At 54.7% G+C, this 17,600-nt stretch carries 12 protein-coding genes; 6 read left to right on the forward strand and 6 right to left on the reverse strand.

Translation table 11 applies throughout. The features are described 5' to 3' along the window. Positions 1-84 precede the first annotated feature (84 nt). Positions 85-756 carry a hypothetical protein gene (locus SH467x_RS05875; RefSeq protein ID WP_482370349.1) on the reverse strand — a complete coding sequence of 224 codons (672 nt, stop codon included), beginning with the start codon at positions 754-756 and terminating at the stop codon, positions 85-87. 136 nt (positions 757-892) lie between these two features. After that, positions 893-5,971, reverse strand: coding sequence for an Ig-like domain-containing protein (locus SH467x_RS05880; RefSeq protein WP_482370350.1), 5,079 nt, complete (start codon positions 5,969-5,971; stop codon positions 893-895). A 427-nt stretch (positions 5,972-6,398) separates the two neighbouring features. Between SH467x_RS05880 and SH467x_RS05885 the strand changes: the two genes are divergently transcribed. Further along, positions 6,399-6,950 (forward strand): response regulator transcription factor, encoded by a 552-nt coding sequence (locus SH467x_RS05885; protein WP_482370351.1) that lies wholly within the window; start codon positions 6,399-6,401, stop codon positions 6,948-6,950. A 32-nt stretch (positions 6,951-6,982) separates the two neighbouring features. Here the strand turns inward: SH467x_RS05885 and SH467x_RS05890 are convergent, their stop codons facing one another. Continuing rightward, positions 6,983-8,800: an ABC-F family ATP-binding cassette domain-containing protein gene (locus SH467x_RS05890; protein ID WP_482370352.1), complete on the reverse strand. Its 1,818-nt coding sequence runs from the start codon at positions 8,798-8,800 to the stop codon at positions 6,983-6,985. A gap of 139 nt (positions 8,801-8,939) precedes the next feature. On the opposite strand from SH467x_RS05890, the gene recR reads away from it, so the two are divergent. From recR to SH467x_RS05905, 3 genes are all read left to right on the forward strand, one after another. Beyond that, positions 8,940-9,539 carry a recombination mediator RecR gene (recR, locus tag SH467x_RS05895; protein WP_482370353.1) on the forward strand — a complete coding sequence of 200 codons (600 nt, stop codon included), beginning with the start codon at positions 8,940-8,942 and terminating at the stop codon, positions 9,537-9,539. Between the two features lie 360 nt (positions 9,540-9,899). Then, positions 9,900-10,880, forward strand: coding sequence for a DUF1559 family PulG-like putative transporter (locus SH467x_RS05900; RefSeq protein ID WP_482370354.1), 981 nt, complete (start codon positions 9,900-9,902; stop codon positions 10,878-10,880). A 48-nt stretch (positions 10,881-10,928) separates the two neighbouring features. Next, positions 10,929-11,327 carry a carboxypeptidase regulatory-like domain-containing protein gene (locus SH467x_RS05905; RefSeq protein WP_482370355.1) on the forward strand — a complete coding sequence of 133 codons (399 nt, stop codon included), beginning with the start codon at positions 10,929-10,931 and terminating at the stop codon, positions 11,325-11,327. Between the two features lie 72 nt (positions 11,328-11,399). Here the strand turns inward: SH467x_RS05905 and trmB are convergent, their stop codons facing one another. Genes trmB through SH467x_RS05920 form a run of 3 tightly spaced genes read right to left on the reverse strand, consistent with a single transcriptional unit; the run spans position 11,400 to position 16,184 of the window. Continuing rightward, complete coding sequence (gene trmB / locus SH467x_RS05910) at positions 11,400-12,248, reverse strand: tRNA (guanine(46)-N(7))-methyltransferase TrmB (RefSeq protein ID WP_482370356.1); 849 nt, start codon at positions 12,246-12,248, stop codon at positions 11,400-11,402. Beyond that, complete coding sequence (locus SH467x_RS05915; protein WP_482370357.1) at positions 12,245-12,784, reverse strand: gamma carbonic anhydrase family protein; 540 nt, start codon at positions 12,782-12,784, stop codon at positions 12,245-12,247. The genes trmB and SH467x_RS05915 overlap by 4 nt, the downstream gene beginning before the upstream one ends. Before the next feature lie 7 nt (positions 12,785-12,791). Continuing rightward, the gene (locus SH467x_RS05920; protein WP_482370358.1) at positions 12,792-16,184 is read right to left on the reverse strand and encodes an aminotransferase class I/II-fold pyridoxal phosphate-dependent enzyme; all 3,393 of its coding nucleotides are present in this window, start codon (positions 16,182-16,184) and stop codon (positions 12,792-12,794) included. 337 nt (positions 16,185-16,521) lie between these two features. On the opposite strand from SH467x_RS05920, the gene rplM reads away from it, so the two are divergent. Beyond that, complete coding sequence (rplM, locus tag SH467x_RS05925; RefSeq protein ID WP_482370359.1) at positions 16,522-16,971, forward strand: 50S ribosomal protein L13; 450 nt, start codon at positions 16,522-16,524, stop codon at positions 16,969-16,971. A gap of 154 nt (positions 16,972-17,125) precedes the next feature. Then, positions 17,126-17,539: a 30S ribosomal protein S9 gene (gene rpsI, locus SH467x_RS05930; RefSeq protein ID WP_482370360.1), complete on the forward strand. Its 414-nt coding sequence runs from the start codon at positions 17,126-17,128 to the stop codon at positions 17,537-17,539. Positions 17,540-17,600: the final 61 nt, after the last annotated feature.

Raw genomic sequence — 17,600 nt, forward strand, 5'->3', positions numbered from 1 at the left:
TGCCGAGCCGACAACTGAGCCGTCTTCTGAGCCGATTGCCGAGTCGACTGCTGAATCGCAAGACGCGTCTCCGCAGTTAGCCAACTAACGATTGCGATCGCCTCCCCGCTCGTGCAACTCGCGCATCATGTCGCGGAGCCTTTGATTTTCCTCGCGCAGTTCTTGTAGACTTCGCCGAATCCATTCTTGATCCTCACGCCCCTCCTGTTTCTCGCGGGGTGGATTTCGGTCCATTTTTTCGGGGCGGGACTCTTGCTGAGGCTGCGCTTTCTGCTCGTGAACAGGACGCAAGCGAGACTGGATTTCTTCCATCTGTCGGTGCATCTGTTCTGCCATCTCGGTCATGCCCGATTCTAGAAAATGGTGTTTGGCCATTCTCATATGCTCTAGAGCCATATCCAGATGTGAACCGTGATGGCGAGCGTGTGGAGGTCGTGGGGGACCTGGCATACGATCTCGTGGGCCTTGGTAACGGCGAGCGGGCTCGGCCTGGTACAAAGGTTCGACTGTGCGTTCGCGGCGTTCTAAGGAGGAGCGGTAAGAGGGGGACTCTTTCCGTTGCTCTTCCAACATTTCGGCAATCTTGGTTCGAATGCGATGTGCTTCCTCGTCATCGCCAAGCTTGGCAAGCTCTTGTGCCTCCTGCATCAACATACGAATCTTCTCGCGATTGCTCTCGATGTCCTGGGCTGTAGCCAGAGCAGCAGAGCTGCAGACCGTAGAGACCAATAAAGCACCACGAATGAATCGTTTCATTTCCAAGCTCCTTGTAAGACGCATTGACGGAAAACCCCATGCCTTTCGGACCGCTCAGTCTAACAAAAAAAAAGAGACGCCATCCTGGGGGCAAGATGGCGTCTCTGACAAATCAGGTCAGTCTGAGCTCAAAACATCAACCGTTAAGAGCAGATGCTAGGCCATCGAAGAGGTCTTCCTCATCGGAATCTTGGTTCTCCAGATAGGCGGCCAAGCTCAACAATTCTTCCTCGTCTTCTTCACCCTCTTCCATCATCGGACCGTAAAGGGTCGCGACGGCGACATCAAGGAGTTTGTTGGACTGGAAGGGAACTTCCACGAAATCATTGGTCGGTGCGTTAGCTTCGACCAATGGCACGCTACCAGAGCCTTCCCCTTCTCCGCCCGATGCCGAGCGAGAATTCAACACATTGATGACCGCGAGAACGTCGAGAGGGCTGAGATAAGTATCCGCGTTCACGTCGAAATAATATCGCTCGGTCGATTCTCCGGACGCGCCAGGATTGGTGTTGTTCGACAACGCACCGCCACCGCCAGCATTCAACGAGTTGACGAGAATCAGCACATCGATCGGGGAAACGAATCCGTCGTCGTTCACGTCGAACGCGTTTCGGAGATTGGTGAAGCCTTCACCGCCACCTCCGCCCGTTCCACCTGTTCCGCCACTGCCTACGATCACCAACGAATCCGACAGGTATCGAATTTGGTTGGTAGCCAGTGGAGTGGTGGGGTTGAACAGCAGCGTGTCATTGAAGGGCTTGATATCAGCCGGATCTCCGACAAAGGAAGCAACACCTGCCGCGTTGGCGGTCATCGTGATGACAAACTGGAGCCGTTCTGAAGTCCCTAGCGGTACACCGCTCGTCTGGGCTGAACCAACTTCGTTGATCAATCCGGCGATGCGAACATCTCCGGAGGTCGCATTGACATAGTCGGGACCGTAGTTGATTTGGAAGAACGGTGCATTCGCTTGGGTGTCAACCGAAACCAAATTCGAGCTGTAGAGGATGTCTTGGTAGGCGGCAAAAACCCCTGCTGCAACCGGATTGTTGCGAAGGTCTTGGACGAATCCTCGCAGTTGGAACTTCGACCCCGCTGTGACCTGCGTAATCTCTTGACCCGCCAAATCGGTGATCGAAAGTCGAAGTTGGACCAAGTCATCTGCTTGGACTTGTGCCTCGGTGCCCACTTGAACCGTTACCGTTGCCGTCGAGGTGAATCCTCGTTGATCGGTGATCGTGTACTTGAACGAATCGGTTCCCGTGAAGTTTGTGTTCGGAGTGTAGATAATCCGATCGTCGGAGAAGATGGTTGGAGTTCCATTATCCGAGATCTGAACTTGACCTCCCGCAGGCTGCGTGGTGGACGAGATTCGGATCGGTGGCTGCGTTCCTTGAATGTCGTTCGCCAACACATCGATGGTCGACGACTGGCCCGCAGGCAATCGAGCCGGCGAATCGTCCTTGGCATAAGGGAAGTTCACTCCGCTTGGAACGACTTCGAGGGTCGATCGACCGTACCGAATTTCCTCGATCGGAACCCCGGATCGTGTCGTGTTGTAGAAGACAACATCGCTTTGAGGCGATCGGTCGGCAGGATCGCCGACAAATTCAGCCAGTCCAGGATTGGTTGCGGTGAAAACAATGTTGGCCAATGGAACGCGATTCGGGAAGTTCATCGAAGGGACGGAACCAGCGAATGCACCGAACTCATCGATAATGCCAGGGATGGCGGCCGAACCGTCGCGCCCCGATTGATAGGGTGGGAAGAACGCGGTTTCAAAGTCCAACCCGTTATTCGAAGTTGGGGACGCTGGAGCAACCAAACCGGAACTGTAAAGGATGTCCAGATAAGCAGCATAAACGCCGGGATCCGTTACGAATTGCGGAGGGACTTGGGCAGCTCCACGCTCCGGCCTTAGATCATCGACAAAAACGCGAGTGATGAACTGCTCGCCTTGACGAATCTCGGTGATCGGCTCGCCAGCCAAATTGTAGAAGCCGAAACTGAATTCAACCAAGTCGTCTGCACGGTCACCTGCGATGGTGTGAACGGTAATCTTGGCAGTTGTGGACTTGCCCGTCGCATCGGTCGCGGTGTAGGAGAACGTTTCCGTTCCACCAAAATCGCGGCGAGGAGTGTAGCGAATACTTTGTCCGCCCGACCCGATCGTGACCGAGCCACCTTTGTCTGGACTCGTTACATTGGTAACGACCAGCGCTCCACCAGCACCTTCGACATCGTTCGCGAGAACGTTGAGGGGGAAGCCAATCGAGTTGGTCGGTACGTCGAACGAATCATCGACCGCGACGGGATCCAAGAACTGTGCAACAACATTCACCGTTACTCGAGCCGTCTCGGAGCGACCTGTGGCGGTCACAGCCGTGTAAGTGAACTCGTCGACACCAATGAAGCTCAGCGCGGGAGTATAGAGTACGCGATTGTTAACCGTGTCGATCGTCACGCGACCGCCTCGGGACCCAGAGCTTACACCTGTAACTCTCCAGCTTTCACCAGGAAGTGCGAAGTCGTTGGCGATCACATCGATCACGTTGCTTTGGCTATTGCGAGCTACGGTAGCCGAGTCGGGCTGAAGAAGGGTTCGGGGACCGTTAACGATGTCGAATACATAATCTTCGACTTCGCCCGTACCTGCTCGTCCGGCGGGTCCAATGTTCTGCGTTTGCGAAAGTCGAAACCGAGCGTAGGTTCGATTCACCGCGTTGGCAGGTGCCGAGAAAGTTACATTCTGCAATCCGCTCGCCGAAACCAACAGATTGGTAACGATTTGCTCACCTGCATCGCTCCAATCACCATCGCCATTGAAATCGACCCAACCTTGCAGATAGGCAGGGCTCCCGGTCGTGTTGGTGACGTTGAATTGGAGAATGTTTGAATTGTCGCCGCGAACGATCGGTGCGAGCAGGCTCACTCCATCTTCATCGTCCAAGATCCCGTTGGCGTCGTCACCGGTCGCGGTGGTAGAAGGTTGCCCGTCTTGTTCTGCGTCCCAGTTCACTCCCAAACGTAGACCACTGAGCTGACCATGGTAAGCTCCGTTCTGCGCACGAGTTGTTGGATAGGGCGAGGGGGCATCCCCCCAATCGGCCGATTCGGTATTGCCGAAGTCAAACCCACGCAACGGGGTGATGCCATCAAAGTTAACAATGTGTTCACCGGATGCAGGGAACGTTTGTCGGTAGCCGGCATCGACCACTTCTCGGATCGTAAAGACACCCGCCGATGGAGGCGTGAGGGAGTACGATCCATCCGTCTTGGTAATGGCCGCAGGTTCCCCTACGTCTGGACGGTCGTCCCCATCCAGATCCAAATAGATGTAGACGCCAGCCAGACCCGGTTCATTCGAATCCTTGATGCCGTCGCCGTTGATATCCAACCATTTGTAACCTGTCGCCAGATTGGATGGAAGCGAGGAACCGAAGTTCGCGGTCGCTCCTGCAGTGGTTACCGTTACGGACTTCACAACCTCAGCGTTGGTCGAGGCCACCCAACCTGCTGGTCGAGTAACGCGAACGTTGTAAGCGCCTGGAGCAACGAATAAGGTGTATCCGCCATTCGCAGCCGTAGTGGCGCGTGGCTCACCCAGCTCACGGGTGCCGTTGTTGTTGAGATCGACGTAGACCTCCCAGCCGCCAATACCCGCTTCCCCAGCGTCTTGGCGAGCGTTGCGATTGATATCGTTGTAAACGAGACCGGAGATGGTCGACCCAACCTTGCCCGTCGCCGCCGCCCAAGCCACGACTTGCGCTGTGTTGTTGACACCGCCACCTGCGGTCGTTTCGCCCAGTTCGTACTCGTCGTTTTTGAAGGTCAGCAACTGGTCGTCCGGCGTTCCGAACAAACCATCTTGACCGATCTGATCGATCAAGAAGCCATCCATGATCGTGATCACATTGTTGGTGAAACTGGTGTGGGCAACACCGAGCAAGTGCCCCATTTCGTGAACAATCGTGTCGGCGATGCTCTGTGCAAAGGAATCAGCGAGCGGAACGTTTCCTGCTCGCGGTGTCGTTTGGGCCTCAAAAATTGCGGCATCCAAGAATGTGACCGCGGTGTCCTCGCGATTGAAGTTGCCGATGTCGACCCACTCTGCAATCCCATACAAACCGGCGGGGAACCCGAACTGAGGGGCATTACCACCGACGATCATGCGGGCCACGTTCGGTTGTCCCCAAACGTCTGGATGCTCCAGGCTGTTCAGAATTTCGATGTCGAAGTCACCGGGGTTGCCGGTTTGGGCATACCATCCGTTCAAACTATCTTGCGCAAGCTGCAATCGAAGCTTTTGCTCGACCCGACTCATGATGTTGCGGATCAGAGCTGGCTCGTCCGCATCGGTAAGCCCCAACTGCGGAAGGGCTTGTGCGAGCCCTGGGATACGAACCGTCGACGGAGCCGCGGTTGGATTCAATCCAACGACGTCCGAACGAAGGAACGCACCATCGAAATCCACAAACAACTTTTGCTTGGTGCCGATCGGCTCTTGCTCAATCGTTGGGCGGTAGGCACGCATATTGATGGAGTAGGACAAGCTCGCATCATTAATGCTCAAGAAGTAACGACCATCGGTGTCGATGACATAAGTTAGCGTGGAACCACCCGTGGTGAACCGCGGCGACTTATCGGGAATCGGTCGCCCTACGGCTGGCGGGTAAAAGGGCTGTTTGCTGTGAAGCAACTCGCGGCCTGCGGAGTTGAACAAGGTCAGTCCGGGCTGGACGATTCCGATCGCGTTGGCCCGGATGTCGATGATGTCCCCTTTCTTGAGATCGAAGGCAAAGTAGTCTTCGTCCCAGATGTTGTTCATCTGACCGTTGACATTCACCACCGAGCTCTTGCCAGGGCCAATCCCGAACGGCAAAAAGTTGGCTTGGGAGCGGACCGAGTTCGGCTCCGCTTCGCTGGTACTAAAGGGCGCGCCGCTTTCCCCGGAAAGCCCCCCTGTGCCCGACGAGGTCGAGCTGCCACCGCCATACCGGGCAGTGAGCATGTTTCCGATTTGGACTCGAATGGCAGGGTCCGCGATACGCATCGTCGCTAGCGCCGACTCGACACCAGGAGAAAAATCGGCAGCCATCAGTTCCCGCTTTTCGAGAGACTCAAGCTGGATTCCTCGTTTAGCTTGACGCTTCTTGGCTTTCTGCCATCGTTGAAGGAACTTCTTACCGGCAGCGAACTTACGTGGACTCAACATGAGATCCCCAAGGTGATAAACGGTTGGAAAAGAAACGCGGTTTACTTGGATCTAGCGAGGGACTTCATCCCACCAATTCGGGATGTCTGCCAATACAAGCGAATTTCCATCGTAGTTGGACGACTATGCGTGTCAACAAAACGAACCTGGTGTACGATGCGGGTTTTCCCCTCAAAGTTCCTCGGAATTCCTATTTTTGGTAGCTCCGGTGTAATCGTTTCAACCGGACCAGCTTCACTCGCGGATTCCGCCTGATCGCGAACGCCCCCCAGGGAAGCACTTTCCAAAATCCGACGTTTTGGAATGCCCATCCCCCTTCAAGACACTCCGAACCTGCCGGAATGGTAGCTTTTTTTGTGCTAGGATTGGGGACTGAAATGATTGGCCTTACTGAAGGAAACACGCAGCGTTTTGCAGGAAAAACCTGATGGATAGCAAAGAGAATTCTTCCCAAAGCATCTTGCTGGTCGACGACAGCTACGTTCTTCGTGACCGCTTGGCAGAAGCGTTCCAAGAACGTGGATTCCGGGTCGAAGTGGCGGGTAACTGCGACGAAGGAGTCGAGGTCTTTCGCCGCAATCCCACGGATTTGGCCGTCGTCGATCTTCGGATGCCCGGGCGTACTGGCTTGACGGTCATCGCTGACCTCAAGGCCATCAAACCCGAGGTCCAAGTCCTTATACTTTCTGGGTTTGGGAGCATTGCTACCGCGATCGATGCTATCAAACTAGGGGCCGCAAACTTCCTGCCAAAACCAGCCGACGCCGACGATATTCTCAGCGCTTTCAAGCGAGGAGGTTCGGAGGTGGAGGCCACGGAATCAAACGAGGAAATACCAGTCCCGACGTTGGCTCAGGCCGAATGGGAACACATCCATCGCGTGCTCGCGGATTGCGACCAAAACATCTCAGAAGCAGCCAGACGCCTTGGGATCCACCGCCGATCCCTGCAGCGGAAGCTTCGAAAACGGGCACCTTAAGAAGGGCCAGGAGACCAGGCTCCGATTGGGGGTTAGTTCGCTTCGACTTGTTCCTGCAGCTCCGCCCAACGCATTTCGGCCATCTCCAACTCGGTGCTGACCGTTTCCAGCTCCTCATGCAGCCTCATCGCCTCCTTCGGGTCGGTTGCACTCATCAATTGCTCATGCAGCGTCTTGCGCTGCCCATCGAGCTTGGCAATCGACTTTTCTAAGCCGGCGATCTCTTTCCTTACAAGCCGCTCGTCTTGGGATCCCCCATCGCTCGGGTGCTTCTTTTTGTTCTGACCTCGCTCCTTGTCGGACTCCTTGGATTTAACTGGAGCGGTGGGCGAACTCCGTCGACCCGTTCTCGCAAATTCGGCGTCGTCGATCTCCTGGTTGACCATGTAGAGATAGGATTCGTAATTGCCGTGGTAGTTCACGACCGTCCCGTCTTTTACCTCGATAATGCTCGTGGCAATGCGATTCATAAAGTGACGATCGTGCGAGGTGAAAATCACGGTACCTTTGAAATCCAGCAAAGCATTAGCAAGAGCATCGACTGTTTCAACGTCCAAGTGGTTACCGGGCTCGTCGAGGACCAGGATGTTGTAGTTTCCTAGTAAAATTGCCGCCATGCAGAGTCGGGCTCGCTCTCCTCCGCTGAGGACGGACACCTTTTTGTTAATCGCTTCGCCCCGGAAGAGCATCGCGCCTGCCGTGTCCAAAATCGTCTGGGCTTTTGTCCCGGGGATGGCTTCGTATTCCAAGTATTCCAGGACGGTTTTTTTCTCGGGGAGACTCGTGTAAACATGCTGTGCATAGGTACCGATGTTGCAACCGTGCCCCCATCGCACGTCCCCTACGACCGGTTCAAGAGACCGAACAATCGTGCGGAGCAAGGTCGTTTTTCCTTGGCCATTGTCCCCAACAATCGCAGAACGCGAGCCGTGCTCTATCTCGATATTGATATCTTTGGCCACCGCCTTGCCTTCATAGCCGATGCTCAGCCCGATACATCGAACGGCAGGACCTCGCCTGGTCTCCACTTGCGGGGCGCGGATCACCGCCTTGGCCTGCGCGGACTGGATCTCGATAAACTCCAGCTTGTCCAGCATCTTGCTCTTCGACTTTGCCCGGGTCGCGGTGCTGGCCCGTGCGCGATTCTTATCGACGAACTCTTGCAATTGCTTCCGTTTGCTTTCCGTAGCCGCATTCACGCGCTGGTCGTGCTCCATCCGCTCTTGCTGATAGACGAGAAACTCCTCGATCTTGCCAGGGTACATCGTCAACTTCCCAAGCGACAAATCGAGCGTTGAATCGCAAGTCGCCCCGAGAAACGCTCGATCGTGGGAGACGATCAAACAAGCTTCTCGAAAGTCCTTCAAAAAATGCTCCAGCAGAATCTGCGTACGCAAATCGAGGAAGTTCGTAGGCTCGTCCAGAAGCAGCAAATTCGGTTCGTGCAATAACAGAGCCGCCAGCTTGACCCGCGTTTGCCAACCTCCAGACAACTCTCCCACTGGCCCTTCGAGATATCGCCCCTTGAGCTCGAATTGGCCAGCCACTTCGCCACACTTCCAATCGGGTTGACCGCTGTCCCGCATCAAGAACTGCAGCGATGTCTCACCGGGCAGAAAGGGATCGTGCTGGCGGAGGTACCCGATCCGCAGCTTCGGATGCTTGACGATCTGCCCCGAATCCAACTCCTCATCTCCCAGCAGACACCTTAGCAATGTCGATTTTCCCGCCCCGTTTCGACCGACAAAACCCACCTTGGTGTCGCTTGTGATCGTGCATTCGGCGTTATCAAGCAGGATTTGATCACCATAACGCTTGGACGCTTGACGGATTTGCAACAACACACTCATCGCCTTGGGGTGCTTTCTTGAAGCGGTTCAAAATGGGATCGGCTCGCGATTTCACTCTCGTTTGGTATGTTAGCATCGCTCCTCGGAAGGACCAAGGAGCACTTTTTAGGGTCGCCACACGAGTGCAGGATACGAGGCAATGACGGAGATTTCGCAGTCGGTCACGGAATTGATTGATCAACTGAGCAAATTACCAGGAATCGGTAGAAAAACAGCAGAACGTCTCGCCTACCACTTGCTGCGAGTTCATGAGTCGGAAGCCTTCGCACTCTCCGATGCAATCCGGAGCGTTCGGGAGAACGTTCGGTATTGCTCAGTCTGCTTCAACTTGGCAGAAGGAGACTTGTGCACCATCTGTACCGACACTCGCCGAGATGCATCCATTCTCTGTATCGTCGAGCAACCGCGAGACTTGATCGCACTGGAACAGTCAGGGGTCTTCCAAGGCCATTATCATGTTCTTTTGGGGCGGATCGCGCCCCTGGATGGTATCGGCCCGGATCATTTGACGATCGAAGCTCTCGTTGATCGCGTCCGAACAGGTAACTACACCGAAGTCATCATGGCGACTAATCCCAATGTGGAAGGAGACGGAACAGCACTGTTCATCTCGAATCAACTTGCCGAGTACCCGGTTCGCCTAACCCGACTCGCTCGTGGAGTCACGACCGGCAGCGTCCTCGAGTTTACCAACAAAGAGATTCTTGCAGATGCACTCACTGGTCGGCAAAAACTCTGACTTTGCAGTACCTCGCTGACCTCGATATTCCGACATCAAACACCGGTGAGACTACTTGCAATGTGAACTGTTGTTGGCGCTCGTTTGCTTGGACTTCTGAAAATTCTAAGGGATGTCAATTCGCCCCTCCCGCTATCACAGAGGCTACATAGGTGACTCTGAGTGTCAATGCGATAGGGAATGGTGAATCCTACTTCCATGCGTGTAAAAACTTATTGTTGAATTTTGCGCAGCATATCGCTAGGATCGACCGAACTCTCCTACCAAATGGGATCAAGACGCCGACGGACTCTCACTCGACGGCAATATCACCATTCTGACCGACTGATTCATTCATTCTTTCTAACGCGAGGGTATGTCATGGTCTTCAAACGTAGAGGCTTTACGCTTGTTGAATTGTTGGTTGTCATCGCCATCATTGGAATTCTAGTTGGACTGCTACTTCCCGCTGTACAAGCTGCGCGGGAAGCGGCACGCCGAATGAGTTGTTCCAACAATGTGAAACAAATCGGTTTGGCGATGCACAATTACCACGATACGCACCGCTCTTTCCCCTATGGTTCCTTCAACTTACGCGAGGCATGGCCCGCCAACGGATCCAACTGGCGTGCCTTGCTGTTGCCGTTCATTGAGCAAGGCAACGTTTACAACCAACTTTCGTTCACCTTCACGTCGAACTTCATGTCGGGTGGGGCTGCTGGTGCCAACGCCTATTCGGGCAATCAGGTACTGATCAATTTGCTCATCCCCACGTATCGCTGCCCCTCGACGGCCTTCGAGCCTTTTCACATCGCGCCAGTCTCCAACAATGACGGCCGTGCGATGAACATCAGCTACGTGGGAATCCAAGGCGCCGCGCGCCCTGTCCCAGGGGGGGACCCAAACGTAGGAACCTTCGATTGTGGGCACGGTTGGTCATGTGAGAATGGTGTCCTGTTCCCCAACGGTACGACCAAAATGTCGAGCATCACCGACGGAACATCGAACGTCATCTTCGTCTCCGACCAATCGGGACTTGTCAATCGCGTGAATCGAACCTCGAACTACTACGGCGGATGGTTCGGATCCCGCCACCCTCGTCGTATCAATCAAGGATGCGGCGATCTCTGGCAAACCGGCACCACCTGCGTTCGCTTCGCACCGAACTCCAATATTGTTCAAACAGGTGCTACCGAAGCCATGTATCGAAACAATACCGTCATTAACTCCATGCACACCGGAGGCATTGAAGTGGGATTGGCAGACGGTTCCGTACACTTCATTCCCAATTCCATCGACTTCCTCACGCTTAAAAGACTTTGCTGCCGACTGGACGGTGAAGTCACATCGATTGAACAATAAACTGCACCTGAAACCATTCACCATTCCACATTCGATTGAAAGTACGATATGAATCGCCTATTTACCTTGATCGCTCTGTTTTTTTTGGGGCTGAGTGCCGTTGGATGTTCGAACCCCAACCCAGTCGGAACCGTCAAAGGAACCGCTACGGTCAAAGGGAAACCTTACAACAAAGCGGCCGTTATGTTTGTCAGCTTGGAGACCGGACATGGCGCTAGCGGGGATCTGGATGACCAAGGAAACTATCAGCTCTCCGATCCGATTCCGGTAGGTCAGTACACGGTCTATTTCGCTCCGAAGTCGATCGCACCCGAGGATGCGACTGCGGCTCCGCTCCCGATGCAAATGGACAAGGCCGTTCCGGATAAGTACTGGAGCGAGTCGAGTTCCGACATCAAAGTGAATGTCAAAGAAGGTGCGAACGACATTCCAGTTGAAATCAAATAACCCCTTCGATCACTTCGAAGGATTCCAAAAACCGAAACGACGTTGTTGGGAACCCCGGCAAGGTCGTTTTTGCTATCGAGGCCCCCGTCTGGGCTTGCCTCGCTTCGGACGAAATCGGGATCGATGACGCGAAAATCTACCGGACGGATCCTCCGACGCAGTCACCGCAAAGTTGGGCAAAGGCAAACCACTCGCTATGGCTGCGACTTGGTCGTGCGAAAGCGATGTGCGGCGAGTTCCAACGCCTCGGAATACAGGTAACTGCTGATCCGCAGAGATCATCTCCCGACGGGAACGGATGAGGGGCTCGTCACCCCATCCGTCGGGCATTTCTTTCCAGTCCATCAGCTGACTTGCGCAGGCCACCATGTAATCCCAATAAGGACGGCGGTCTGTCTGCAAAAAGAGCTTGCCATCCGGTTTCAATCGCTCGATCAACAACCGGAAGAAGGAAGGAGAAAGTAGTCGACGCTCCGCTTGATCGGGATCCGAATACGGCTGCGGGTGATAGATGTGAAATTCGTCGACGGATTCGTCGCTCAGAAACTGATCCAGAAATCGCCATCCGTCGCAGACCAAAAAACGGACATTGCTCAATCCGCGTTGATTGCCGCGACGCGTCGCATAGCGAATCACCGCCGGAAGCAAATCAATGGCCAGATGGTCCCAACCTGGCCTCGCCAGCGCTGAACCGATTGCGAAACGGCCATTTCCGCAGCCGATGTCCACTGCGACGGGTGCTTCGCGTCCAAAGATGGAGCCTATCGCGAGCGGGCCCACTTCAGGCAACTTCTTGATCCCCGTTTGCGTCCACCGCTCTTTCGGTTGGATGATCCCTGGAATAGGAACCCCCATCTCCATCTCTTGATCGCCCGGCTGCAACTCGACCGGTTTGGAACTCTGCTCACGACGTAGGTTCATCGACTTGTTTTTCCAGAAGCCAGGGACGTTCGATAGGCATTGGCTGTTTCGACATAGTGCTGCCAACCTCGCTCGATCAAGACTCGGTCATCAGGCCCTACCTGGCGTACTACCTTTCCAGGCATCCCCATCACCAAAGAATGCGGGGGGATAATCTTCCCCTCCGGGATCAGTGCTCCTGCAGCGATGATGGATCCGGTGCCGATCACGGAGCCGTTGAGCAATATCGCTCGAATGCCGATCAAACACTCGTCTTCGACAGTCGCACCGTGAATGATCGCCCCATGCCCCACCGTAACACGCCTCCCGACAACGCACGGAAATCCGGGATCCGCATGGAGGCAACAATGATCTTGAATGTTGCTCTCGTCGCCGATGGAAATAGGCTCGCAGTCCCCTCGCAGCACGGCGCCGAACAGGACACAAGCCTCATTTCCCACCAATACTTCGCCGAGCAAGGTTGCGTTGGGGGCGACAAACGCATTGGACGCAATCAGCTCCGGTCGAAAGATCGTTCGATCCCAAGGTACGGTCATGCGTCGCTCAGTTCTCTACCGCAAGCGGCGCCCGGAAATGCTCGGGAGCAATCGCTTTGAAGTGCTCAGCGCATTTGTCGACCGCATAGAGTATCTGCTGGTTTGTATGCGTGGAGTTGATAAAGAATCGGAGCCGTGCCGCAGATTCTTCTACCGCTGGATACAAAATTGGCTGGACATTCACCCCGGATTCATTCATGCGACGCGACAGGAGCAACGCGTGTAAGGAGTTTCCGGTGATGACCGGAATAACCGGGGTGTTCGCGCTCTTTCCGGTGTTCAAGCCATGCTTGCGAGCTTCATTCAAGAACAATGCGGACGCCTCGTGTAATCGGGCAACTCGATTGGGTTCACGCTCCAAAACCTTCAACGATGCGATTGCAGCAGCGGTGTTGGCGGGCGAAAGCCCCACACTGAAGACGAATCCCGGTGTGGTGTATTTGAGATACTCGACCAACTCTTTCTTTCCTGCAATGTAGCCACCACACGAACCGAATGATTTGCTGAGGGTACCCATCCAAATATCAACATCGGTGGGATCGATGCCGAAATGCTCAGCGATCCCTTTGCCATGAGCCCCCATCGTCCCGATGGAGTGCGCTTCGTCGACCATCAACCAGCACTTGTGCTTTTTGCAGACCTCGATGAATGCAGGAAGTTCCGGGTAATCTCCATCCATGCTGTAGACACCCTCGACAATCACCAACACGCGGCGATAGCGAGTTCGGAGCTCGGTCAGCGCCTCATCCAACGCTTCGTGGCTGTTGTGCGAAAACGCTCTGCGACGACTGCCCGAAAGAATGGCCCCTTGAACGATGCTATTGTGAGATAGGGCATCATGCAAAATCAGGTCATTGGGACCGGTTAGATGCCCGATCACCGTCTCGTTGGTCGAGTGGCCGCCAACGAAGACCACGGAGTCTTCAACTCCCACCCAACGTGCAATGCTCTGCTCAAGCATGCGGTGAATATCTTTCTCGCCGCTCACCAATCGAGATGCCGACACACTGGTCCCGTACTTTTGAACCGAATCGATCACCGCTTCAGTGACCGTTGGATCGCCGCTCATACCGAGATAATTGTAACTCGCAAAGCTGATCAACTGCCTCCCTGCCACCGTAGTTGTATCGCGCGTCAACCCTTCGTGAACCGAGAAATATGGGTTCGGGATGCCGGTCATGTCAAACTGCGACATCATCTGCTTGAGTCGACGGTACTCCGGCATGAGCTCAAAGCGATAATCCTCAGGGGCAACTTCTCGTTGTGCGGGCTGGTCTGATTCCGATACGACCAAGTCTTCTCGGATACGATCCTTCCCAAAGTGTTGTTCGATAGCCTCCGCGATTTCTCGAACTGTTTCGATCTCTTGGAGAACTTCTTCCGGGAACCGTCCGCCCACAGCGTTTTCTAGCGTATGCGCGATTTGAAGGCGCTCGAGACTATCCAGCCCCAAATCGACGATAACGTTGGTGTCCAAATCGAGGAGCTTCGCCCGTTCTTGCGCAACCGACTTGACCGCGCGACGCACCAATTCCACTACAGCCGGATCGGGGTCGCGCGTCTTCTTGGTTCCGGTATTGCGTTGGAATCCAGACTTCAGCTCATCGACCGTCGCCGCAGCAATCATCGGCGATTGCCCTGGGAGTTCTTCTTCCCACGAAAGCCATTGGTGAATCACCCGGAAGCTGTTTTCGCGGAATCCGCGAAGACAGGCGTGCCGCTGGATCTTGCCTGACGAGGTGCGAGGGAGCGAGCCGTGACGCACGAGGACGACGGCGTCAGGAGGGAGCTCGTGAATCTGTGTCACCGCCCTTCGAATCGACTGCACAACCGGGCCCCAGTCCGCTTCGAGGGAACGCTGCACTTCAACCGCGATGATCAATCGTTCTCGAGGACCCGAATCGTCAGCAAACGCCGCTGCCGCCGACGACGATATCGATTCGTGGCATTGCTCGACCGTTTCCTCGATGTCCTGCGGGTATCGATTGACGCCGCGGACGATGATCAAGTCCTTCACGCGGCCAGCCACGTAGAGTTGGTTTTCGCTCCAGAACCCCAAATCCCCTGTTCGCAAAAATGGACCTTGCCCGTCCGATGTGAACGCTTGGAAGGTCTCTTTGGATAGCTCGTCTTTCTCCCAATAGCCCCTTCCGACGCTGGGACTTTGAACCCAGATCTCACCGATCAACTCATCCCCCAGCGGCTTTTTGGTTTCGGAATCGACGATCAAGACCTTTTCGTTCTCCGTCGCGCGGCCGCAGCCCACCATCCCGCGAGCCTCCGCGGCATTCGAATCCACAGGGGTGACGATCCTGGCATCGAGCTTGCGGCTGTCGAACGCGCGGATAACCGGAGGATGTTGGAAGGGACCACCTGTTACGATCAAGGTTGTTTCCGCCATGCCATAGCAGGGGAAATGAGACCGGTGTGAGAATCCGCATTTCGAGAATTTACGAGTGAACATCTCCAGCGTGGTGGCGCGGACCGGTTCCGCGCCATTGAATGCAACCTCCCAGCTCGAAAGGTCAAGCTCAGCAAGCTCTTCCTCGGTGACTTTATCCAAGCAAAGTTGGTACGCGAAGTTGGGGCCACCGCTGGTTGTGGCTTTGTATTTACTAATCGTCTTCAGCCATCGAATCGGTCGCTGCATGAAGGACATCGGACTCATCAGCGTCATGGTTGCCGACATATAGACCGGCGACAAGACTCCTCCGACCAACCCCATGTCGTGGTACATGGGAAGCCAGCTGACACCCCGTTTCTCGTGGTTGTTTTGAAATAACTGCGCAATCATCTCACAATTCTTGAGCAGATTATCGTGGGTGAGCATGACTCCTTTCGGCTGACCTGTTGAACCGGAGGTGTATTGGAGTACAGCCAGTGATCGCGGGTCGACCGGGAGCTCTTGGTACTGGATCGCGATAGAGCGGTCGACCGAATCCGTACCGAGCAGTCGCATCGATTCGGTTTCGGCCTTCATCCCCTCATCTTTCAAGATTTGAGCAACCGTATCGCTGGTTGTCAGTGCGAACTGCGCACGGCAGTCCTGCGCAATTCCTTGAATGCGCGCGCCCTTCCGGCTTCTTCGAGGAGGGTATGCCGGCACCGCGACGCAACCGGCATAAAGGCACCCGAAAAACCCAATAACAAACTCCATGGTGGGAGGGTAGAGAAGCAAGCCTCGTTCGCCCGGTTTGTGATTCTCCAGAATTCGAACCGCCACGGCGCGCGCAGCGTGATCGAGCTCGGCATAAGTGAGAGATTGGTCGCTATCGGTCTCCCCGTCCGTGTAGTAGAAGGCAACTTTGTTGGGCGCAACGTTAGCCCAATAACGAAGCGCTTCGATGATGTTGCCAGTCGGCAACGGGTGGGGAGCAAAAAGCCCTTTCAAATCCAACACGTGTTGACCCCTATGAACCACAAAATGTTTTCCGAAAAAAATCCCTCGGATGTCGAGAACCATCCAAAAGGACAAAATCGGAAAACTTGATTAAACCCTGCGTGACCGTTATACCTGCGAAATCTGAACTCCGGTACACCTAACCCGCAGGAACTAAGTTCGGCACCTGGAACGTGCGAGCCTGCGAAATACCGGAGAATTCGAGCATCAAAAGCACTTGTGATCCCTTTGAGCGGCCGATATACTCTCGCACCTTAATTCCCGGCATTTTCAGCGTTTCGAGGGGATTAGTGACGAACCGCATGGTTCAGGGGCCGTTTTCCCTCCGAGTTTTGAAATGGTAGCACAACCTAAAACCTACGTCGCAAAGCCTCACTCCGTGGAGCAAAAGTGGTACATCGTCGATGCGACCGACTGTGTTCTTGGGCGACTGGCGAGCGAGATTGCCACCGTGCTGATGGGTAAGCACCGTCCAGAATACACACCGCACGTCGACACCGGTGAATACGTCGTTGTCGTCAATGCGGAAAAGGTCGTTATGTCGGGCAACAAGCTCAACGTACGTCACTACGCTTGGTACAACGGGTACAACCGCCAAAAGATGGAAAGCTACGCAGAGCGACTCGAACGAAAGCCAACAGATTTGGTCAAGTTCGCCGTAAAGCGAATGCTTCCAAAGAACAACCTTGGTCGCCATATGTTGGCGAAACTGAAGGTGTACGCTGGCCCGGAACACCCCCACCAAGCCCAAGAGCCGATTCCCGCCCCCTTCGTCAAAAAGACCTAGACGAAGAGGAGTGGCAGGCGGTAAATTGCGAAACAGTTCTCCGAGGCACTAAGAGCCTTGGTAGATGCTCGGCAAAGAAGCCTTAGAGTCAACAGACCTGAGAGCCAACTAAAGATTTCGACAACAACATCAAGCGATTCCGAAAGACAAACGGATGTTAACCGCAAAAAAAGATAAAGTGAGCGGGGATTGCCTCGGTACAGGTCGACGCAAAACGGCAGTCGCTCGCGTACGCATTCGCCCAGGAACAGGAAAGATCACCGTCAACGATCGTCCGTTTGAAGAGTATTTTCCGAATGACGGCGAACGTCGTTTGGTCATTGAGACATTGGATCACGTAGCACATCGCGACAAGGTAGACATTTTCGCCCGCGTCTCCGGCGGTGGTGTCATCAGTCAAGCGGGTGCGCTCCGCATGGGTCTTGCCCGGGCCCTGGTTGGTCTCAGTGAAGAGAATTTCAACGCTCTGCGGGACGACGGATTCCTCACTCGCGATTCCCGTATGAAGGAACGTAAGAAGTACGGCCTTCGCGGTGCTCGCCGAGGCGTTCAGTTCTCGAAGCGTTAGTCGAACATTTCCCTCCTGGAAAGTATCGATTTACGAAAGATTTATCAAGCAAAACCCGAGG

Origin of the sequence: Brakhagea slesvicensis (assembly GCF_052161625.1) — a bacterium.
Taxonomy (GTDB): Bacteria; Planctomycetota; Planctomycetia; order Pirellulales; family Pirellulaceae; genus JBKCUI01.

What these genes read in the sequence shown, in the direction of transcription:
- SH467x_RS05875 (WP_482370349.1), bottom strand. Translation starts at nt 756, where the DNA reads ATGAAACGATTCATTCGTGGTGCTTTATTGGTCTCTACGGTCTGCAGC.
- SH467x_RS05880 (WP_482370350.1), bottom strand. Translation starts at nt 5,971, where the DNA reads ATGTTGAGTCCACGTAAGTTCGCTGCCGGTAAGAAGTTCCTTCAACGA.
- SH467x_RS05885 (WP_482370351.1), top strand. Translation starts at nt 6,399, where the DNA reads ATGGATAGCAAAGAGAATTCTTCCCAAAGCATCTTGCTGGTCGACGAC.
- SH467x_RS05890 (WP_482370352.1), bottom strand. Translation starts at nt 8,800, where the DNA reads ATGAGTGTGTTGTTGCAAATCCGTCAAGCGTCCAAGCGTTATGGTGAT.
- recR (WP_482370353.1), top strand. Translation starts at nt 8,940, where the DNA reads ATGACGGAGATTTCGCAGTCGGTCACGGAATTGATTGATCAACTGAGC.
- SH467x_RS05900 (WP_482370354.1), top strand. Translation starts at nt 9,900, where the DNA reads ATGGTCTTCAAACGTAGAGGCTTTACGCTTGTTGAATTGTTGGTTGTC.
- SH467x_RS05905 (WP_482370355.1), top strand. Translation starts at nt 10,929, where the DNA reads ATGAATCGCCTATTTACCTTGATCGCTCTGTTTTTTTTGGGGCTGAGT.
- trmB (WP_482370356.1), bottom strand. Translation starts at nt 12,248, where the DNA reads ATGAACCTACGTCGTGAGCAGAGTTCCAAACCGGTCGAGTTGCAGCCG.
- SH467x_RS05915 (WP_482370357.1), bottom strand. Translation starts at nt 12,784, where the DNA reads ATGACCGTACCTTGGGATCGAACGATCTTTCGACCGGAGCTGATTGCG.
- rplM (WP_482370359.1), top strand. Translation starts at nt 16,522, where the DNA reads ATGGTAGCACAACCTAAAACCTACGTCGCAAAGCCTCACTCCGTGGAG.
- rpsI (WP_482370360.1), top strand. Translation starts at nt 17,126, where the DNA reads ATGTTAACCGCAAAAAAAGATAAAGTGAGCGGGGATTGCCTCGGTACA.